Origin of the sequence: Mycobacterium liflandii (assembly GCF_022354805.1) — a bacterium.
Taxonomy (GTDB): domain Bacteria; phylum Actinomycetota; class Actinomycetes; order Mycobacteriales; family Mycobacteriaceae; genus Mycobacterium; species Mycobacterium marinum.
In genome coordinates this window covers 85,733-102,503 of the sequence record NZ_CP023138.1, presented here as the reverse complement: position 1 = coordinate 102,503, position 16,771 = coordinate 85,733, and the positions used below count along the sequence as shown (strand labels likewise).

Annotated in this window: 17 protein-coding genes and 1 pseudogene; 13 read left to right on the top strand and 5 right to left on the bottom strand. The window is 65.5% G+C overall.

The genetic code is table 11. The annotated features are described in order from the left end of the window. Nucleotides 1-17 precede the first annotated feature (17 nt). Nucleotides 18-626 carry a hypoxanthine phosphoribosyltransferase gene (hpt, locus tag CKW46_RS00520; protein WP_012396643.1) on the top strand — a complete coding sequence of 203 codons (609 nt, stop codon included), beginning with the start codon at nt 18-20 and terminating at the stop codon, nt 624-626. Nucleotides 627-651: 25 nt separating this feature from the next. Here the strand turns inward: hpt and CKW46_RS00515 are convergent, their stop codons facing one another. Beyond that, the gene (locus tag CKW46_RS00515; protein ID WP_012396642.1) at nt 652-1,398 is read right to left on the bottom strand and encodes an SIMPL domain-containing protein; all 747 of its coding nucleotides are present in this window, start codon (nt 1,396-1,398) and stop codon (nt 652-654) included. 739 nt (nt 1,399-2,137) lie between these two features. Continuing rightward, nucleotides 2,138-3,341 (bottom strand): annotated as a pseudogene (locus tag CKW46_RS00510) (ISAs1-like element IS2404/ISMul1 family transposase). 250 nt (nt 3,342-3,591) lie between these two features. Between CKW46_RS00510 and CKW46_RS00505 the strand changes: the two are divergent. From CKW46_RS00505 to CKW46_RS00480, 6 genes are all read left to right on the top strand, one after another. Further along, nucleotides 3,592-3,891: a PE family protein gene (locus CKW46_RS00505; RefSeq protein ID WP_012396641.1), complete on the top strand. Its 300-nt coding sequence runs from the start codon at nt 3,592-3,594 to the stop codon at nt 3,889-3,891. Nucleotides 3,892-3,904: 13 nt separating this feature from the next. Continuing rightward, nucleotides 3,905-5,146 (top strand): PPE family protein, encoded by a 1,242-nt coding sequence (locus tag CKW46_RS00500; protein ID WP_015357463.1) that lies wholly within the window; start codon nt 3,905-3,907, stop codon nt 5,144-5,146. Nucleotides 5,147-5,277: 131 nt separating this feature from the next. Continuing rightward, on the top strand, nt 5,278-5,574 hold the full coding sequence (gene esxM / locus CKW46_RS00495) for a type VII secretion system effector EsxM (RefSeq protein ID WP_015357462.1): 297 nt from the start codon (nt 5,278-5,280) through the stop codon (nt 5,572-5,574). Nucleotides 5,575-5,612: 38 nt separating this feature from the next. Further along, nucleotides 5,613-5,897: a WXG100 family type VII secretion target gene (locus tag CKW46_RS00490; protein ID WP_015356960.1), complete on the top strand. Its 285-nt coding sequence runs from the start codon at nt 5,613-5,615 to the stop codon at nt 5,895-5,897. Between the two features lie 704 nt (nt 5,898-6,601). Beyond that, on the top strand, nt 6,602-6,901 hold the full coding sequence (locus CKW46_RS00485; RefSeq protein ID WP_117436451.1) for a PE family protein: 300 nt from the start codon (nt 6,602-6,604) through the stop codon (nt 6,899-6,901). A 12-nt stretch (nt 6,902-6,913) separates the two neighbouring features. Next, nucleotides 6,914-8,167 (top strand): PPE family protein, encoded by a 1,254-nt coding sequence (locus CKW46_RS00480; protein WP_117436452.1) that lies wholly within the window; start codon nt 6,914-6,916, stop codon nt 8,165-8,167. A gap of 31 nt (nt 8,168-8,198) precedes the next feature. Here the strand turns inward: CKW46_RS00480 and CKW46_RS00475 are convergent, their stop codons facing one another. From CKW46_RS00475 to CKW46_RS00465, 3 genes are read right to left on the bottom strand one after another with little or no spacing between them, the layout of a single operon-like run. Then, on the bottom strand, nt 8,199-9,212 hold the full coding sequence (locus tag CKW46_RS00475) for a zinc-binding dehydrogenase (RefSeq protein WP_015357460.1): 1,014 nt from the start codon (nt 9,210-9,212) through the stop codon (nt 8,199-8,201). Next, nucleotides 9,212-10,405 carry an LLM class flavin-dependent oxidoreductase gene (locus tag CKW46_RS00470; protein ID WP_117436453.1) on the bottom strand — a complete coding sequence of 398 codons (1,194 nt, stop codon included), beginning with the start codon at nt 10,403-10,405 and terminating at the stop codon, nt 9,212-9,214. The genes CKW46_RS00475 and CKW46_RS00470 overlap by 1 nt, the downstream gene beginning before the upstream one ends. Further along, nucleotides 10,399-11,364, bottom strand: a complete 966-nt coding sequence (locus CKW46_RS00465; RefSeq protein ID WP_085981943.1) for an alpha/beta fold hydrolase — start codon at nt 11,362-11,364, stop codon at nt 10,399-10,401. The genes CKW46_RS00470 and CKW46_RS00465 overlap by 7 nt, the downstream gene beginning before the upstream one ends. 242 nt (nt 11,365-11,606) lie before the next feature. On the opposite strand from CKW46_RS00465, the gene ftsH reads away from it, so the two are divergent. From ftsH to CKW46_RS00435, 6 genes are read left to right on the top strand one after another with little or no spacing between them, the layout of a single operon-like run. Continuing rightward, entirely contained in the window at nt 11,607-13,829 is a 2,223-nt protein-coding gene (gene ftsH / locus CKW46_RS00460) for an ATP-dependent zinc metalloprotease FtsH (protein WP_096369580.1), read from the top strand. A 16-nt stretch (nt 13,830-13,845) separates the two neighbouring features. Further along, nucleotides 13,846-14,454, top strand: coding sequence for a GTP cyclohydrolase I FolE (gene folE / locus CKW46_RS00455; RefSeq protein ID WP_012396632.1), 609 nt, complete (start codon nt 13,846-13,848; stop codon nt 14,452-14,454). Further along, nucleotides 14,451-15,293 (top strand): dihydropteroate synthase, encoded by an 843-nt coding sequence (gene folP / locus CKW46_RS00450; RefSeq protein ID WP_117436454.1) that lies wholly within the window; start codon nt 14,451-14,453, stop codon nt 15,291-15,293. The genes folE and folP overlap by 4 nt, the downstream gene beginning before the upstream one ends. Continuing rightward, nucleotides 15,286-15,687 (top strand): dihydroneopterin aldolase, encoded by a 402-nt coding sequence (gene folB / locus CKW46_RS00445; protein WP_015357456.1) that lies wholly within the window; start codon nt 15,286-15,288, stop codon nt 15,685-15,687. Before folP ends, folB begins: the two co-directional genes overlap by 8 nt. Further along, nucleotides 15,684-16,211 carry a 2-amino-4-hydroxy-6-hydroxymethyldihydropteridine diphosphokinase gene (gene folK, locus CKW46_RS00440; protein ID WP_011741826.1) on the top strand — a complete coding sequence of 176 codons (528 nt, stop codon included), beginning with the start codon at nt 15,684-15,686 and terminating at the stop codon, nt 16,209-16,211. The genes folB and folK overlap by 4 nt, the downstream gene beginning before the upstream one ends. Next, a complete protein-coding gene (locus CKW46_RS00435; RefSeq protein ID WP_020785189.1) occupies nt 16,211-16,687 on the top strand; it encodes a DUF3180 domain-containing protein in 477 nt (158 codons plus the stop codon). The genes folK and CKW46_RS00435 overlap by 1 nt, the downstream gene beginning before the upstream one ends. Nucleotides 16,688-16,771: the final 84 nt, after the last annotated feature.

Below are 16,771 nucleotides of genomic sequence, written 5' to 3'. Positions count from 1 at the left end.
CGCGGACATGGCACGCTGTGCACGTGGCCCAGAGCTCCTCGGCGATCACCCCCGGACATGCAGGCGAGTTGTACCCAGGTGATATCAAATCCGTGCTGCTCACTGAGGAGCAGATTCAGCGTCGAATAGACGAGCTCGCGGCCCAGATCGGCAACGACTATCGCGAGCTGGCCGACACCAGCGATCAGGACCTGCTGTTGATCACGGTGCTCAAGGGCGCCGTGCTGTTCGTCACAGATCTCGCCCGTGCGATTCCGTTGCCTACGCAATTTGAGTTCATGGCGGTCAGCTCCTACGGGTCCTCGACGTCGTCGTCGGGAGTGGTGCGGATTCTCAAGGACCTGGACCGCGACATCGCCGGTCGCGACGTGCTGATCGTCGAGGATGTCGTCGACTCCGGCCTGACGCTGTCCTGGCTGTTGCGCAACCTCAAGAGCCGGCAACCCAAGTCGTTGCGGGTGTGCACCTTGCTGCGCAAGCCCGAGGCGGTGGGGGCCAACGTCGACATCACCTACGTGGGCTTCGACATTTCGAATGACTTCGTGGTGGGTTACGGCTTGGACTACGACGAGCGCTATCGCGACCTGTCCTACATCGGCACCCTCGATCCCAGGGTCTACCAGTAGCGAGCGCGCTCTGCCGACCTGAAACTCAGGTCAGCTCCCACACCGCGGTCACCGAGAAGCTCACCGTCTGCTGGCCTGGTTCCAGCGGCACCATCGAGGTGCGTGGCGCCGGCGTGTTCATCTCGCCGGGCGAGGGCCTGGTGCCGACTCCTTCGGATATGGAAAGCACCGTGCCCAGCCGCAGCCCGGACAACTGGGCGTATTGCTGCGCGCGGCTCTTGGCGTCCTCGAATGCCCGGGCGCGCGCGTCCTTGACCAGTTGCGAGTCGTCCTCGATCGAGTAGCTCACCGAACTGATCCGGGTGGCGTCGCCGCCGGTGTTGACGATCAGTTCCAGTAGGCGTGATGCGGCATCGGGTGGACGGATCTTGACTTCGATCGCATTATCGGCGCGATAGCTGCTGATCGCCGCCGCTGCGCCGGGCTCTGGGCTGGTGTACTGGGGCTGTAGCGACACCTCGGTGGTGCGAATGTCCTTACGGTCCACCCCGGCGTTCGCCAGGGCGTCGATGACCGCCTGCTGCCGAGCGTTGGCCTGGCTCATCGCGCCGGTGACGTCCTGAGAAGTGAACTCAATGCCGACCTGCGCGGTCAGGGTGTCCGGGATGCCCTGCACCTGCCCGGACCCGAACACGGTCACCTGACGTGGATTTGCGCCGGGCGCCGCCGCGGTGTGGGAGTCGCACCCGCTCAGGCAGCCGGCGGCCGCACCGGCCACGGCCAAGGCGATCAATCTGCGGGCGAATCCCGGTGTGCTCCATTGGATTGGCATGCCTGGCACCCTAGTCGCCGCGCGGAGTCGACCGGCGGGTGCGCCGTTGTCGGCTCCCAGATGTTCTCAATTCACTTCTTGTTCATCTTTGATTCCTGGGAAAGCGCCGGCCCCCGTGACCGGACATTGGTGCCCGAAAGACTGTCAGCAAATTTCATATTGACGACCTTTACGTTGAAAAATTCCAATCCAACCCAAGTTTGACTCAACAATTCTGCACCTCCACAGCAGACCCAGTTTTTGTGCTTTGCAAGAGTCGGCTAGTCCGACGTCGAGCCGTGGGCCCCGGTTGGGCCACCACCCCCCGCCCGGGTACTTGCCGCCGCGGCGCGACCGGGGCCGTGGTCTTGGTGATAGCGCCGGGTCGCGGCCCGGCGCTGCGGCCAGAATCCGCCGCTGAACAGGTTGATTAGCGGCAATTTGTTGATTAGCAGGGGGCTGTCCAGGGCGGCCGCGGGCGGGGCATGGCGGGGATGCAAACCGTCGGAGGCGGGTGGCTGGGGCTTTCGGCGCGGCCCCGTCGCTCGCCCGGAAGGCACGACAGAAGCCGTCTGTCCTCGATATGGGCAAAATTCTATCGAACTCAAATCATATTTGATCCAAATATGTTTCATACAAAAGAAGATATTTACCTGCGCGTTTGGCACAGCAAATGAATTGTTACCGACTCAGCAGTGAACAGGCTGTGTGAAGCCTGTGGTTTTCCTGCGTATCTGCCCCAGGGCTCCGGCGTTGTTGATTAGCAGGCTTGTGAGCTGGGGAATTGTGGATTGAGGAGGTCTAGGCGGCGGTTGGCGGTCAAAGCGGTGATCCGGCAGGCTTCGGCGATGTTGTCGGCGCCGTTGAGGCGGTGCAGATTGATCGCGGTGTTGCGTAGCGTTGCTAGGACCTGTGCGCCGTTTCCGGTATGTGCCCTTTGACGGTCTTCGTCGAAGGTGACGTCGCGTATCCAGTGCAGGCTGTTCTCGATTCCCCAGTGTTGACGCATCCAGGTCATGATCGCGGTAGGGCGGGCGTGCTCGAACGGCAGGCTGCAGATGGCATAGACCACCTCCACGCTGCGCTGGTCGGTGGCGGTGATCAAGCGTTCACGAATGATCCGGATGATTTGTTTTGCGTAGGGGAAGCCGATTCCTCGTGCAGCGGTGATGATTTGCAGGGTGCGGGTCTCGACACGGCCGTGGCCGCGGGAGTCGTCGGTAGCGGCTGCGGGCACCTCGGCCCAGGGCAGCGCGGTGATACGCGCAAGTATTTTGGCTTGGTTGGACTTGACGATCATCAGGTAGTGCGACTTCAAGGTGGCGCAGATCAACTTCGCGGTGACGACCTGGGTATGCATCGCATCCACGGTGACCAGCCACCGCAAGCTACCCGGCAGCAGCGTGAGCAGGGCACGTACGCAGGGAATTTCATTGCTTTTCTCGGCGACAGCGAGTTGACCGAGCACCAATCGGGCACGGTGGGCGAACACCGACACGAGATGCGTGGCTGTCGCTTTGGCGCGTAAAGGCACCACGCAGCATCTTGCCGTCCAACGCGATCGGCACCAATCCACTGGGGTCGCTGCTGGCCACGTGTGCAGTGAAGTAACTGCCCATCCTGGCGTTGAGGTCGGCGGGGTCTAGCCGAGACAAAACAGCGCGGAAGGTCTTCTCACTGGGCCGCCGGAACCGGACCCCTAATTAGGCCAACACATCATCGGGAGCGGTGGCCGCCCATGTGGCAAAAACAGCATAGCCGCGCATCCCCGCGGCAGTGGCCAGAACCGCGATCGCCAACAAAGCCATCAGCGAATACCTCCGACCGCGTGGGTCCCTCGGGTCTGGCACCGAGGCCAACACATCGAGAAACTCCGATCCGATGAGCTCGCTGCGCTCACCAGGACTCCAGCGGTCGAACACCTCTGGAACCGACGACACAGGCAATACTGAAACGGTAGGCACGGGCAACTCCAGACCAACGACGAACAGTAACCAACTCGATCGTTCTCCAGATAGCCCGTGCCTACACTCCGGCCCCAATAGCGCGGCACCAAAGATCATCAACCCAGCTCACAAGCCTGCTAATCAACAACGCCGGAGCCCTGGTATCTGCCCTAACGTGTCCTGCGATCTGCTTCAGCAATGGGGGACGGACAGTCATCGGTCACCGAAAGCTGTTGCTGCAATTAAGAATTGAGGGAGAGGGAAACTCATGTCGATCATGCTTGCGCAGACAGATGTGCTGGCAGCGACTGCGGCGGAATTGCAGTCCATCAACGTGGCGGTGCAGGCCGGGAACGTCGCGGCCGCGGTACCGACCACCGGCGTGGTGCCCGCCGCCGCCGATCTGGTGTCGCTGCTGACCGCGTCGCAGTTTGCCGCGCACGCCCAGCTGTATCAGCAGATTGGAGCCCAGGCGGTGGCGGTTCAGGAGCAGCTGGCCACCACGCTGGGCATCAGTGCGGGTTCGTACGCGGCCACCGAGGCCGCCAACGCGGCCACCATCGGCTAGGAGACACCGGGTCATGTTGGATTTCGCGCAATTGCCCCCGGAGGTCAACTCCGCGCTGATGTATTCCGGGCCCGGCTCCGGGCCGATGCTGACCGCCGCCGCTGCCTGGGACGTGTTGGCCGCCGAGCTGCAAGCAACCGCGTCCACCTACGACGCTTCGGTGACCGAACTGACCGACGGACCCTGGCAGGGGCCGTCCGCGGCGAACATGGTCGCGGCCGCCATGCCCCAGGTGGAGTGGTTGAGAAACACAGCCGCACTTGCCGAGCAGGCCGGTAGTCAAGCCGTGGCCGCGGCCGGAGCCTACGAGGCGGCCTTTGTCGCGACGGTCCCGCCGCCGGTGATCGCGGCCAACCGGGCGTTGTTGATGGCCCTGATGGCGACGAACTTTCTCGGACAGAACACGGGCGCTATCGCGGCCACCGAGGCGCAGTACGGCGAAATGTGGGCGCAGGACGCGGCGGCAATGTACGGCTATGCCGGCTCGTCGGCGGCGGCCGCGCAGTTGGCGCCGTTCGACCCGGCGGCGCAGACCGTTAGCGCGGCGGGCCTGGCCAATCAGGCCGCCGCGGTCGGTCAGGCATTGAACGGGGCGGTGGACTCACAGGCACTGGCGGAGATTCCCAAGGCGCTGTCGCAGCTGGCCGGAATATCCAACGAGCCCCCTTGGCTCACCGACCTTACTGGTGCGATCGGTCTGACCGGGCATGCCTGGAACTCCAACGGTGACGGAATCATCGTGGGCGGCGCCTTGGGTGACATCGTCCAGGGAGTGACCGGCTCCGCCGAAGTGGATGCCGGTGTATTCATGGACACCTTCAGCAAATGGGTGAGTCCGGCCCGGTTGGCGGTAACTCAGTTCAAGGACTATGTGGGCTTGGCCCATGACCTGCCCAAGTTCGCTCAGGAAGGCGCCAAAGTGGCGGCCGAGGCCGCCAAGGAATTGCCGGCGGTACTGCCGTCGCTTCCGGGCGTCGGTCTGGGCGGGATTACCGGAGCCGTCGGTAAGGCGGCGTCTGTCACTGGGCTTTCGGTGCCAACCTCGTGGATGAACTCCGTCGGTGCCGCGGCGAACCCGGCGATCGTGACGGTCAACAGCCTCGGGGCCGCCGCGGCCGAGCCGGCGCAGGCGGCGGTGGGCGGAGTGCCACTGATGCCCGCCAGTGGGGTCGGGCGCGGAATGGCGGCGCACTTCGCCGCGCCGCGCTATGGCTTCAAGCCGACGATGGTCGTGCACCCGCCCGCCGGAGGGTGACGAAGAACACATACGATCAACGCGAGGTGATCGCACTGCTGTACAGCGGGATCTTCGAGGGAAGGGGCGAGGCTCGCGATTCACCTTGATCTAGCAACGGATTTGACAACTCGTACACGAGAGGCATTCGCATGACCACTCGTTTTATGACCGACCCGCACGCGATGCGGGACATGGCGGGCCGTTTCGAAATGCACGCCCAGACCGTCGAGGACGAGGCCCGCCGGATGTGGGCGTCCTCGCAGAACATCGCCGGCGCGGGCTGGAGCGGTATGGCCTCGGCAACCTCACTGGACACCATGGGCCAGATGAACACCGCCTTCCGCAACATCGTCAGCATGCTGCACGGGGTGCGCGACGGGCTCGTTCGCGACGCGAACAACTACGAGCAGCAAGAGCAGGCCTCCCAGCAGATCCTCAGCAGCTAGCACCGGCCCGACACTTTCGACTCAGGAGGACAAAACCAATGACCATCAATTACCAGTTCGGCGATGTCGACGCCCACGGCGCGCTCATCCGCGCCCAGGCCGCCTCCTTGGAGGCCGAGCACCAGGCCATCGTTCGCGATGTGCTGGCTGCCGGTGACTTCTGGGGCGGCGCCGGTTCGGTGGCTTGCCAGGAGTTCATCGCCCAGTTGGGTCGCAACTTCCAGGTGATCTACGAGCAGGCCAACTCGCACGGCCAGAAGGTTCAGGCCGCCGGCAACAACATGGCGCAGACCGACAGCGCCGTCGGCTCCAGCTGGGCCTGAGTCCGCGGCAGGTACGCAGCGGCCCTCATCGGGCCGCGTGATGGCTTACCCGCCTCCCGGGGGTGATACCTGGGAGGCGGGTAAGTCCGTTTATGGGGCAGTTGACCTGGGTGTTGATGTCGACGCGCGTTCGGGTGACCGCCGTGCACTTACCTATTTCCGCATTTGCGGTGCCGAAACCATGGTGGCCCCCTAGGTCATTGATCTCCGGTTGGTCGGGGCCAATATGTCCTGCGGCAACAAAAATACAATCCCTATTGATAAGCGTCGTACACAATCTGGACAAGCGGGGCGGATTTCGTCGGAGAGCCCTCCGCTGTCAACCGGGGGGTTGCCCCGAGGAGGCGCTGGCTGCAGGTGGCAAAAGGCCAGGTGGGGTCGAATCCGGTCGGCTAATACCGCTGGTCGGCGACGACACGCGCCGCGCCGAAAATTCCCCTCATGCCGCGTTTTGCGCCCCTTGGGGACTTGAATTCATCGAATGCGAAGCGTTTGGGCATTGTGAAATAGGGCTCAGATGTGCCGCCGAATTTGAATCGTTGTTAAACCGATTCTGAACAAGATGTTTACGCCTGGTGTTGGTCATCTCTCGTGGTTTTTGTAGTCCCTTGAGTCCCTTGAGTCCCTTAGCCTGATTGCCGATCAGCGTCAGCGCCGTTCGTCGCTGGACGTTATTGGCTCAATTGGTTCTTGAGAGGAGAGCGATGTCGCACGTGACTGCTCAGTCGGAGATTGTGGCTGGAGTCGCATTGGAGCTGCAGGCCATCAACTCGGCGGCGCGCGCCGGGGACGAGGTCGCGGTAGCTCCGACGACAGGAGTGGTCCCCCCGGCGGCAGACCTGGTGTCGATGTTGACGGCAGCCCAGTTCGCCGCGCATGCAAGGGTGTATCAGGCGATCAGCGCTCAGGCCGCGGCGGTACAGGATCAGCTGGTGACCGTGCTGGGTATCTCCGCTGGTTCGTATGCGGCAACCGAGGCCGCCAACACCGTCGCGGTCAGCTAGGCGAGGCCGCACATGCTGGATTTCGCGCTCCTACCGCCAGAAGTCAACTCCACGTTGATGTATTCCGGACCGGGTTCAGGATCGATGTTGGCCGCCGCGGCGGCTTGGCAGGCGCTGGGCGCCGAGTTGCAGTGCACTGCGGACTCTTATCGTTCACTGCTGTCCGGGCTGGTTTCCGGACCATGGTCGGGGCCCGCCGCCGCGGCCATGTCGGCTGCTGCCGCGCCGCATCTGGCCTGGCTGAGCGCAACCGCCGCGCAGGCTGAACAGGTCGGGAGGCAAGCGGCGGCGGCGAGTGCCTACGAGGCGGCGTTTGCCGGGATGGTGCCGCCCGCGGTGGTAGCCGCCAATCGGGCGATGTTGGCGACGCTGGTGGCGACCAACCTCTTCGGTCAGAACACCCCGGCCATCGCGGTAGTGGAAGCCGAGTACGCCGAAATGTGGGCTCAGGACGCGAATGCGATGTACCAATATGCGGCGACGGCCGCGGCGGCGGCCGACCTGACCTCGTTCGTTCCGCCTCGGCCCGCTACCACCGCGAACGGACCGGCCGCTCAGGCCGCCGCAGTCGGCCGGGCCACCGGCGATCTCCTCGCGGGGGATGCGCAATCGTTGCAGCAATTGGTGGAACAGCTGCCCAACGCGCTGCGGGGACTCTCGGAGGCGGCGTTGGTGCCCTCGCTGGAACGGATCTTGCGTGCGCTCGGCCTGATCGGCTGGAAGTGGACGCCCAACGGCGACGGGATCGTGTTAAGCGGCGCACTCGGCGCACTGATAGCGGGTCTCACCGGGTCGTCGACGCTGGATGCCAGCACGCTATCGAACACCTATATCAGGCTGGTTTCGCCCTTCCGGCTCACCACCACGGCGTTGAAAGACATCGACGGTTTGTCCCACAGTCTCTTCCCGGCTGCCGCGCATGCGGGCCAGGAAGCCGCCAAGGCGGTCGAGGCCCTGCCACAAGCGCTGCCGAAACTGCCGTTGTCGGGCGTGTCGAGTGGTCCCGGGGGGATTGGCAGGGCCGCCCAGATCGGGGGTCTGTCGGTACCCAACGCTTGGGCGAGTTCGATGCCCGGGTTGGGCCGCGTTGCAACCGTTCCGCTCAGCTCCGTTGCCGCTGCCGCCGCGGCCGCCGACCCCAGCCAACATGTCTTTGGCGGCTTGCCGGCTCATGGCACACCCGCGCGCGGCTTCGCCGCCTCGGCGGCCCCTCCCCGATATGGGTTTCATCCCAGGGTGATGACGCGCCCGCCGGCCGCCGGCTAGGCCAACGCGCCGCGACGTCGGGGTAACCGGGCTACGGAGTGACGAGAACCTTGCAGTGGCGTTCGGGGTCGGCGAGGTCGTCAAAGGCGGCGCCGACCCCGGCCAGGTCCACCTCGCCGGTGATGAGCGGGCTGACGTCTATGAGTCCCTCGGCTAGTGCCCGCAGTGAAGTGGCGAACTCTTCGGGGTCATAGGCGAGCACAAACTGCACGTTGATCTCTTTGGTGATCGCGAAGAACGGATGCACGGTGTCGGGCTGCATGCATACCCCGGCGACGATCAACCGGGTGCCCGGACGTGCCCGCAGAATTACCTCGTCGATCATCCCCGGGACTCCCACCGCTTCAAACACCACGGTGGCCTTGACGTGCTCGAACGGTGACGAGACGGCCGGGTCGACCGTCTGGTGAGCTCCCATGATGCTGGCCAGCTCGCGCCGCTTCTGCGAAAAGTCTGATGCCACAATCGTTTCGACACCGCGCATCCGCAGGGCCGCGATGATCGCGATGCCGATCGGCCCGCAACCGAGCACCAGGGCGGTGTCGCCAACGTCGACGCCGGCCTTGTTCACCGCATGTAATCCCACCGCCATGGGTTCGGTCAGGGCGGCATGCCTGAAGTCCAGCCCATTGGGGACGGGCAGCAGCAGCGGCGCCGAGAGCAACATCCGCTCGGCGTACCCGCCGATGGTGTCGTTGCTGGAGAAGATGGGCTCGACTCCCTTGGCGGACAGCAACACCGGGATGGACGTGACGAGCGTCCCCGCGGGGTAGGTGTCGGTGTCGGGTCCGGCCTCGATCACCTCGGCGCAGAACTCGTGACCCATGAAGACATCACGGCTCAGGTCGGTGTTTGTGTAGCCGTCGCCGTGTGAGAGTCGCGAACTCATTGCCAACACTTCTGGCCCATGCGCGGCGAAATGCAGGTCCGATCCACAGATTCCGCATGCTCGCACTCCGACCAGCACCTGGCCCGGCCCGGGGGTGGGTTCGGCCACATCGTCGCGATAGGTCATGTGTCCATTGCGCAGCACGGACGCCCGCATCAGGTCTGACCTTCTCCGCGCTCGGTCACGTGTTCGGTAATTGCCGCTAGCACGGCTTGACCGGCGCGGCCGATCAAGTCCTCACGCTTGTCCCTGGCCCATTCGTGCGAGGCGCGCGGCGCCTCGAGTTGTCCCTTGAAATACGGAATCACCTTGCGGGCAAACAGATCATAGGAATGGAAGGTCGCTTGCGGTGATGCCCAGTCATGCCCGAGTAGCAGCAGAGTCCCGAAGCCGCCCGAGCGATTGAGCAGATCTTCGATGTATGCGATCGCGTCCTCGGGGGTTCCGATGCAGCAATTTCCCTTGGCCGCATAGTCTTCCACGAACTCGCGAGTGCCTTCGGCGCCGTCCGTCGCGTTGGACAGCGGAACGAACCCGGCCGCGCCGAAGTACTTCGAGAAATCCGGCAGCCCGTAGATGCAGTCTTGGATCGCCTGGTCGCGGGTATCCGACAGGTGCATGATGGACAGCACGCGCCAATCGCGGCGGTTGGGCTCCGCCCGGCCGACCTTGGCGGCCTGCTCGCACACCACCTGCCAGGTGTTCTCGAGCGCCGCATAGCCGCCGGGCACCGACATCGACAGCGACAGCAGCGACGTACCCAGGCTGCCGGCCAGCCGTGGACCCGACGGCGAGATCATGGCTGCCGTCGAGATCTCGGGATAGGGCCAGGTGTACGGGCGGATGTGCAACTGCGCGTCGCGCAGGGTGAACCAATCGGAGTGGCGGTCGATGCGTTCACCCGGTGCGGCGCGCAGCAGAGCCAGGATCGCTTCCAGGGATTCCTGCATCATCCGGCGCTGGTCGATCGGATCGATGCCCATCATGTAGGCGTCCGATGGCAGCGCCCCCGGGCCCGTGCCGAACATGACCCGGCCCCGGGTGAGGTGATCGAGCAGCACCCATCGGTCGGCCACCATGAGCGGGTGATGATACGGCAGCGACACCACCCCGGTGCCCAGCCGGATGTGCTTGGTCCGCTCGGCGGCGGCCGCAATGAATACCTCCGGGCAGGCGATCAGCTCGTAGCCGCCGGAATGGTGTTCACCAAACCAGGCCTCGTCGTAGCCGAGGCGGTCCAGGGCGACAACGCGCTCCATGTCGTATTCCAGAGCCACCGTCGGCGATTGGCCAGTCGGGTGAAACGGTGTGATGAAGACTCCGAATTTCAGCGGCGCATCGGTCACCATTGCACTCCTTTGAGGAAGTCGAGAAGTGTGGCGTTGACCTCGTCCGGCCGTTCCTGCTGCAGCCAGTGCCCGGCGCCCTCAACCATCACTTCGCGGTATGGACCGGTGATCACTTCCGATGCCCGATCGCTACGGGCGAAAGACAACACCGGATCCTTTGTGCCGGCCATGAACAACGACGGAACCGTGATGGTGGCGCCCTCGAGATCGGCGGTGGTTTCCCAGTTGCGGTCGAAATTGCGGTACCAGTTGAGCCCGCCGGTGAATCCGGTGCGGGTGAACTCGCTGATGTAATGATCCAGCTCGTCGCGACTGATCCAGCTGGGCGGCGCGTCGGGCTCCGGCAGTCGGTCGATGAAGCCCTCGGGGCCGGGGGCGACCATCCGCAGGGCCGCGCCCTGATCGGTCGGGGATCGTTGGCCGCCGATCATCCGGCGCATCGTGCGAGCCGGGTCACCATTGAGTTCGGCGTCGGCCACCCCGGGCTGCTGGAAATAGAGGATGTAGAAGAAGTGCTCGCCGAAGCGCTGGCGGAATGCCTGGATTGGCGGCACCTGGGCGCGGGGCAACACCGGAACGCTGAGGCCGGCGACCGCGGCGACGCGGTCGGGGTGCAGCAAGGGCGCATTCCACACCACGACAGCACCCCAGTCATGGCCCACCCAGGCGGCACGCTCGGCGCCGACGTCGTCGAGCAGTCCTACCAGGTCCGCGGTCAGCTGGTGGATGTCGTAGTCCTCGATCGCTTCGGGGCGAGAGGAACCCCCGTAGCCGCGTTGATCGGGGGCCAGCACGTGGTAGCCGGCCTCGGCAAGCACCGGGATCTGGTGCCGCCAGGAATAGGCCAGTTCGGGGAAGCCGTGGGCCAATATCACCACCGGCGCACCCCGCTCGCCGGCCTCGGTCACGCGCAACCGCACGCCGTTGGTGTCGACTAACCGCTCGGTTGATGTAGCCACCATTTCACCAAAGCACAACGCCACATCGGTGAGAAGGGCTTGTTGTTGAGGGTGGCCGCCGCCCGGCCGCGGTCCGCTTTGCCCGATCGTGCCCGCTGCGCAACCCGCCGGTGTGAGCCATGCCTTTCGCCGGATTGCCGTGTTACTGCAACCATCCGGAACTACCGGTCGTTGGTCTAGCGGTAGCCTTGACATTTCCAGCTGCGTATTTGGAAGGACCAGGCCGGCACGGCCGAAGATTGATGAACCGAAAAAACGTGATCCGCACCGTGACGGCGGTCGCCGTGGTGGTGGTGCTCGGCTGGTCGTTCTTCTACTTCAGTGACGACACCCGCGGTTACAAGCCGGTCGACACCTCGGTGGCGATGTCACAGATCAACGCCGACAACGTCAAGAGCGCGCAAATCGATGACCGTGAGCAGCAGCTGCGGCTGGTCTTGAAGAAGAGCAGCAGCGACACCGACGGTTCCGACAAGGTCATCACCAAGTACCCCACCGGTTACGCGGTCGACCTATTCAATGCCTTGACCGCCAAGAACGCCAAGGTCAGCACGGTGGTCAACCAGGGCAGCATCCTGGGCGAGCTGTTGGTTTACGTGCTGCCGCTGCTGCTGCTGGTGGGCCTTTTCGTGATGTTCTCCCGCATGCAGGGCGGCGCCCGGATGGGCTTCGGCTTCGGGAAATCGCGTGCCAAGCAACTGTCCAAGGACATGCCCAAGACCACATTCGCCGACGTCGCCGGCGTCGATGAAGCGGTCGAGGAGCTCTACGAGATCAAGGATTTCCTGCAGAATCCGTCCCGCTACCAGGCGCTGGGCGCCAAGATCCCCAAGGGCGTGTTGCTCTACGGCCCGCCGGGAACCGGTAAGACGTTGCTGGCTCGCGCCGTGGCGGGCGAGGCCGGGGTGCCGTTTTTCACCATTTCCGGATCCGACTTCGTCGAGATGTTCGTCGGGGTGGGTGCATCCCGGGTGCGGGACCTGTTTGAGCAGGCCAAACAGAACAGCCCATGCATCATCTTCGTTGACGAGATCGACGCGGTCGGCCGCCAACGCGGCGCCGGCCTCGGTGGCGGCCACGACGAGCGGGAACAGACCCTCAACCAGCTGCTGGTCGAAATGGACGGGTTCGGCGATCGCGCCGGCGTGATCCTGATTGCGGCCACCAACCGGCCCGACATTCTGGACCCGGCGCTGCTGCGTCCCGGTCGCTTTGACCGCCAGATCCCGGTCACCAATCCTGACCTCGCCGGACGCCGGGCGGTCCTGCGGGTGCATTCCAAAGGCAAGCCGATCGCTGACGGCGCTGACCTGGACGGGCTGGCAAAACGGACTGTCGGCATGACCGGGGCCGATCTGGCCAACGTCATCAACGAGGCGGCGCTGCTCACCGCCCGCGAGAACGGCACCGTCATTACCGGTCCCGCCTTGGAGGAGGCGGTAGACCGGGTCATCGGCGGCCCACGCCGCAAAGGGCGGATCATCAGCGAGCACGAGAAGAAGATCACCGCCTATCACGAGGGCGGTCACACCCTGGCGGCCTGGGCGATGCCCGACATCGATCCCGTTTACAAGGTCACCATCCTGGCCCGGGGACGAACCGGTGGTCATGCGGTAGCGGTGCCCGAGGAGGACAAGGGGCTGCGGACCCGTTCGGAGATGATCGCGCAGCTGGTCTTTGCGATGGGCGGGCGCGCCGCCGAGGAATTGGTGTTCCGGGAGCCGACCACGGGTGCGGTGTCCGATATCGAGCAGGCGACCAAGGTCGCTCGGGCGATGGTCACCGAGTACGGCATGAGCGCGCGGCTGGGCGCGGTCAAGTACGGCACCGAGCACGGTGACCCGTTCTTGGGCCGCTCCATGGGCACCCAGTCGGACTACTCGCACGAAGTCGCCCGCGAAATCGACGAAGAGGTGCGCAAGCTCATCGAGGCGGCCCACACCGAAGCGTGGGAGATTCTCACCGAATATCGCGATGTGCTCGACACCCTGGCCGGCCAGCTGCTGGAAAAGGAAACACTGCACCGGCCGGAGCTGGAGTCGATCTTCTCCGACGTGGAAAAGCGGCCCCGACTCACCATGTTCGACGATTTCGGCGGCCGGATTCCGTCGGACAAGCCGCCGATCAAGACACCGGGCGAACTGGCCATCGAGCGCGGTGAGCCCTGGCCGCAGCCGATGCCGGAGCCGGCGTTCAAGCAAGCCATCGCGCAGGCTACCCAGGCGGCGCAGTCGGCCAGCGAAGGGACCGGCCGCGGCCCCAACGGCTCTCGAGGCGCTGACGCGAACCCCGGCAGCCATCCCGACTACGGCGCCCCGGCGGGCTGGCGCGCTCCCGGGTGGCCCCCGCCGTCGGAGCGGCCGCAACCATCGGGCTATTCCCCCGATCAGCCATCGGACACCGACGAGTCGTCCGAGCAGCAGGACAGGGACGTAAGCCGGTCCAACCCCCCGGCCCACGGCTGACGAACGGAGAGTTGCAATGACGCAGCTGGATTCCCGAACCGAGGCAACGACCACCCGGGCGTTCGACCAGCCGCGTGCCGAGGCCGCCGTCCGCGAGTTGTTGCTTGCGATCGGCGAGGACCCGGACCGGGGCGGTTTGCGCGACACCCCGGCCCGCGTGGCCCGTGCCTATCGCGAGATCTTCGCGGGGCTTTACACCGACCCCGACGCGGTACTGAACACCATGTTCGACGAAGACCACGACGAGCTGGTGCTGATCAAAGAGATTCCGTTGTACTCGACGTGCGAGCACCACCTGGTCTCGTTCCATGGGGTGGCTCATGTCGGCTATATCCCGGGCCGGGATGGCCGGGTGACCGGGCTGTCCAAGATCGCCCGGCTGGTGGACCTCTACGCCAAGCGTCCTCAGGTGCAGGAGCGGCTCACCAGCCAGATCGCCGACGCCCTGGTCAAAAGGCTCGGACCGCGCGGGGTGATCGTGGTGGTCGAAGCCGAGCACCTGTGCATGGCGATGCGCGGGGTCCGCAAGCCCGGTGCGGTCACCACGACCTCGGCGGTGCGTGGGCAGTTCAAGACCGATGCCGCTTCTCGGGCCGAGGCGCTGGACCTCATCCTGCGTAAGTGAGTTCGCGGCCTGTGCAGGTTATGGGCGTATTGAATGTCACGAACGACTCGTTCTCCGACGGTGGGCGCTACTGCGACGAGGCCAAGGCCATCGAGCACGGTCTGGCGCTGGCGGCCGAAGGTGCGGACATCATCGACGTCGGGGGGGAGTCGACTCGGCCGGGCGCCGCGCGGGTTGACCCGGCCGTCGAGGCGTCCCGCGTCTTGCCCGTCATCAAAGAACTGGCCGCGCGCGGTATCAAGGTCAGCATCGACACCACCCGCGCGGCCGTAGCGTGCGAGGCGCTGCACAAGGGCGCGCAGATCGTCAACGACGTGTCCGGAGGGCGGGCCGATCCGGCAATGGCCCCGCTGGTCGCCGAAGCCGGTGTGCCGTGGGTGCTGATGCACTGGCGGCCGGTGTCCGACGACAACCCACATCAGGTGCCGAACTACCGCGATGTGGTGGCCGAGGTGCGCGCCGAGCTGCTCACCGCCGTGGATGATGCGATAGCCGCGGGCGTTGGCCCATCGAATCTGATGATCGATCCCGGCCTGGGCTTCGCCAAGGCCGGACAGCACAATTGGACGCTGCTGCACGCCCTGCCGGAGTTGGTCGCCACCGGGATCCCGGTGCTGGTGGGAGCGTCTCGAAAGCGCTTCCTCGGGTCGTTGCTGGCCGGCCCGGATGGTGCGGTACGGCCGCCGGACGGGCGGGAAACGGCGACCGCGGTGATTTCCGCATTGGCGGCGCTGCACGGCGCATGGGGTGTGCGGGTGCATGATGTGCGGGCATCCGTCGACGCCCTCAAGGTCGTCGACGCGTGGCAGCGGGCTGAAAGGACTGGGCGCGATGGCTGACCGAATCGAGTTGCGGGGCTTGATTGTTCATGGCCGCCATGGGGTCTACGACCATGAGCGGGTAGCCGGGCAACGGTTCGTCGTCGACATCACCATGTGGATCGACTTGGCCGACGGCGCCCGCAGCGACGATCTGGCCGACACCTATGACTATGCCCAATTGGCGCAGCGCGCGGCCGAGATCGTCGGCGGGCCGCCGCGCAACCTGATCGAGACGGTCGGTGCCGAGATCGCCGACGAGGTGATGAACGACGAACGGGTACATGCCGTCGAGGTGGTCCTGCACAAGCCGCAGGCCGCCATCGCGCAACCGCTGGCTGACGTGGCGGTGGTGACCCGGCGGTCGCGGCGCGGGGGGCGTGGTTCGGTGATCCCCGCGGACCGAGCGGTATGAGTTCGGTAGTGCTGTCGGTCGGTTCCAACCTGGGCGACCGCCTGGCGAACCTGCGTTCGGTGGTCGACGGACTCGGCGACACGTTGGTCGGGGCGTCGCGTGTCTATGAGACCGATCCGTGGGGTGGGGTGGCCCAGGAGCCGTTCCTCAACGTGGTGCTGATCGCAGACGATCCCGCTCGCGACGGCCATGCCTGGTTGCACCAAGCTCAGGAGTACGAACGGGCGGCCGGCCGGCAGCGTCTGCAGCGGTGGGGGCCGCGCACGCTCGACGTGGATCTGGTCGCCTGTTACCAGGCCGGCCCGGCCGGTCGTACCGAAGTGCGCTGCAACGACAGCATCCTGACGCTGCCACACCCATTGGCGCATCAGCGGGCCTTTGTCATGGTCCCTTGGCTCGACGTTGACCCCGCGGCCGAACTGACCGGACCGGAGGGCCCGCGCCCGGTCGCCGCGCTGCTGGCCGGGCTGCCGCCGGCCGATCGGGCAAGCGTGCGGTTGACCTCGCTGACCGTGGCAGCCTGATGGGACCGACCCGTAGGCGCGACCTGGCCGCCGCCGCGATCGGGGCGGCGGTCGCCGGCTATCCGATGGTGCTGGTGTTGTTCCGGTCGTTTCCCCCGCTCACGGTGTGGACCGGGCTGTCACTGCTGGGGGTTGCGATCGCCGAGGCGCTATGGGCCCGCTTCGTAAGAGCCAAGATCAACGATGGCGAGATAGGGGATGGATCCGGACAGCTGCATCCTCTGGCGGTGGCTCGCAGCCTGATGGTCGCCAAGGCATCGGCCTGGGTGGGTGCGCTGGTGCTGGGCTGGTGGATTGCGGTCTTGGTGTATCTGTTGCCGCGGCGGTCCTGGCTGCGGGTGGCGGCCGAAGATATGACCGGCGCCCTGGTGGCGGCCGCAGGCGCGCTGGCGTTGATCGTTGCCGCTTTGTGGCTGCAAAATTGCTGCAAGTCGCCGCAGGAGCCGCCCGAGCGGGGCGAGGGCGCGGAAGGCTGACCACTCCCGCGGCCCGGGCCGCCGGCGTTGCTGGCTGCGGCACGGACTTTGCGGGAGAATCGCCGGACCGGCGCGACACGTGGA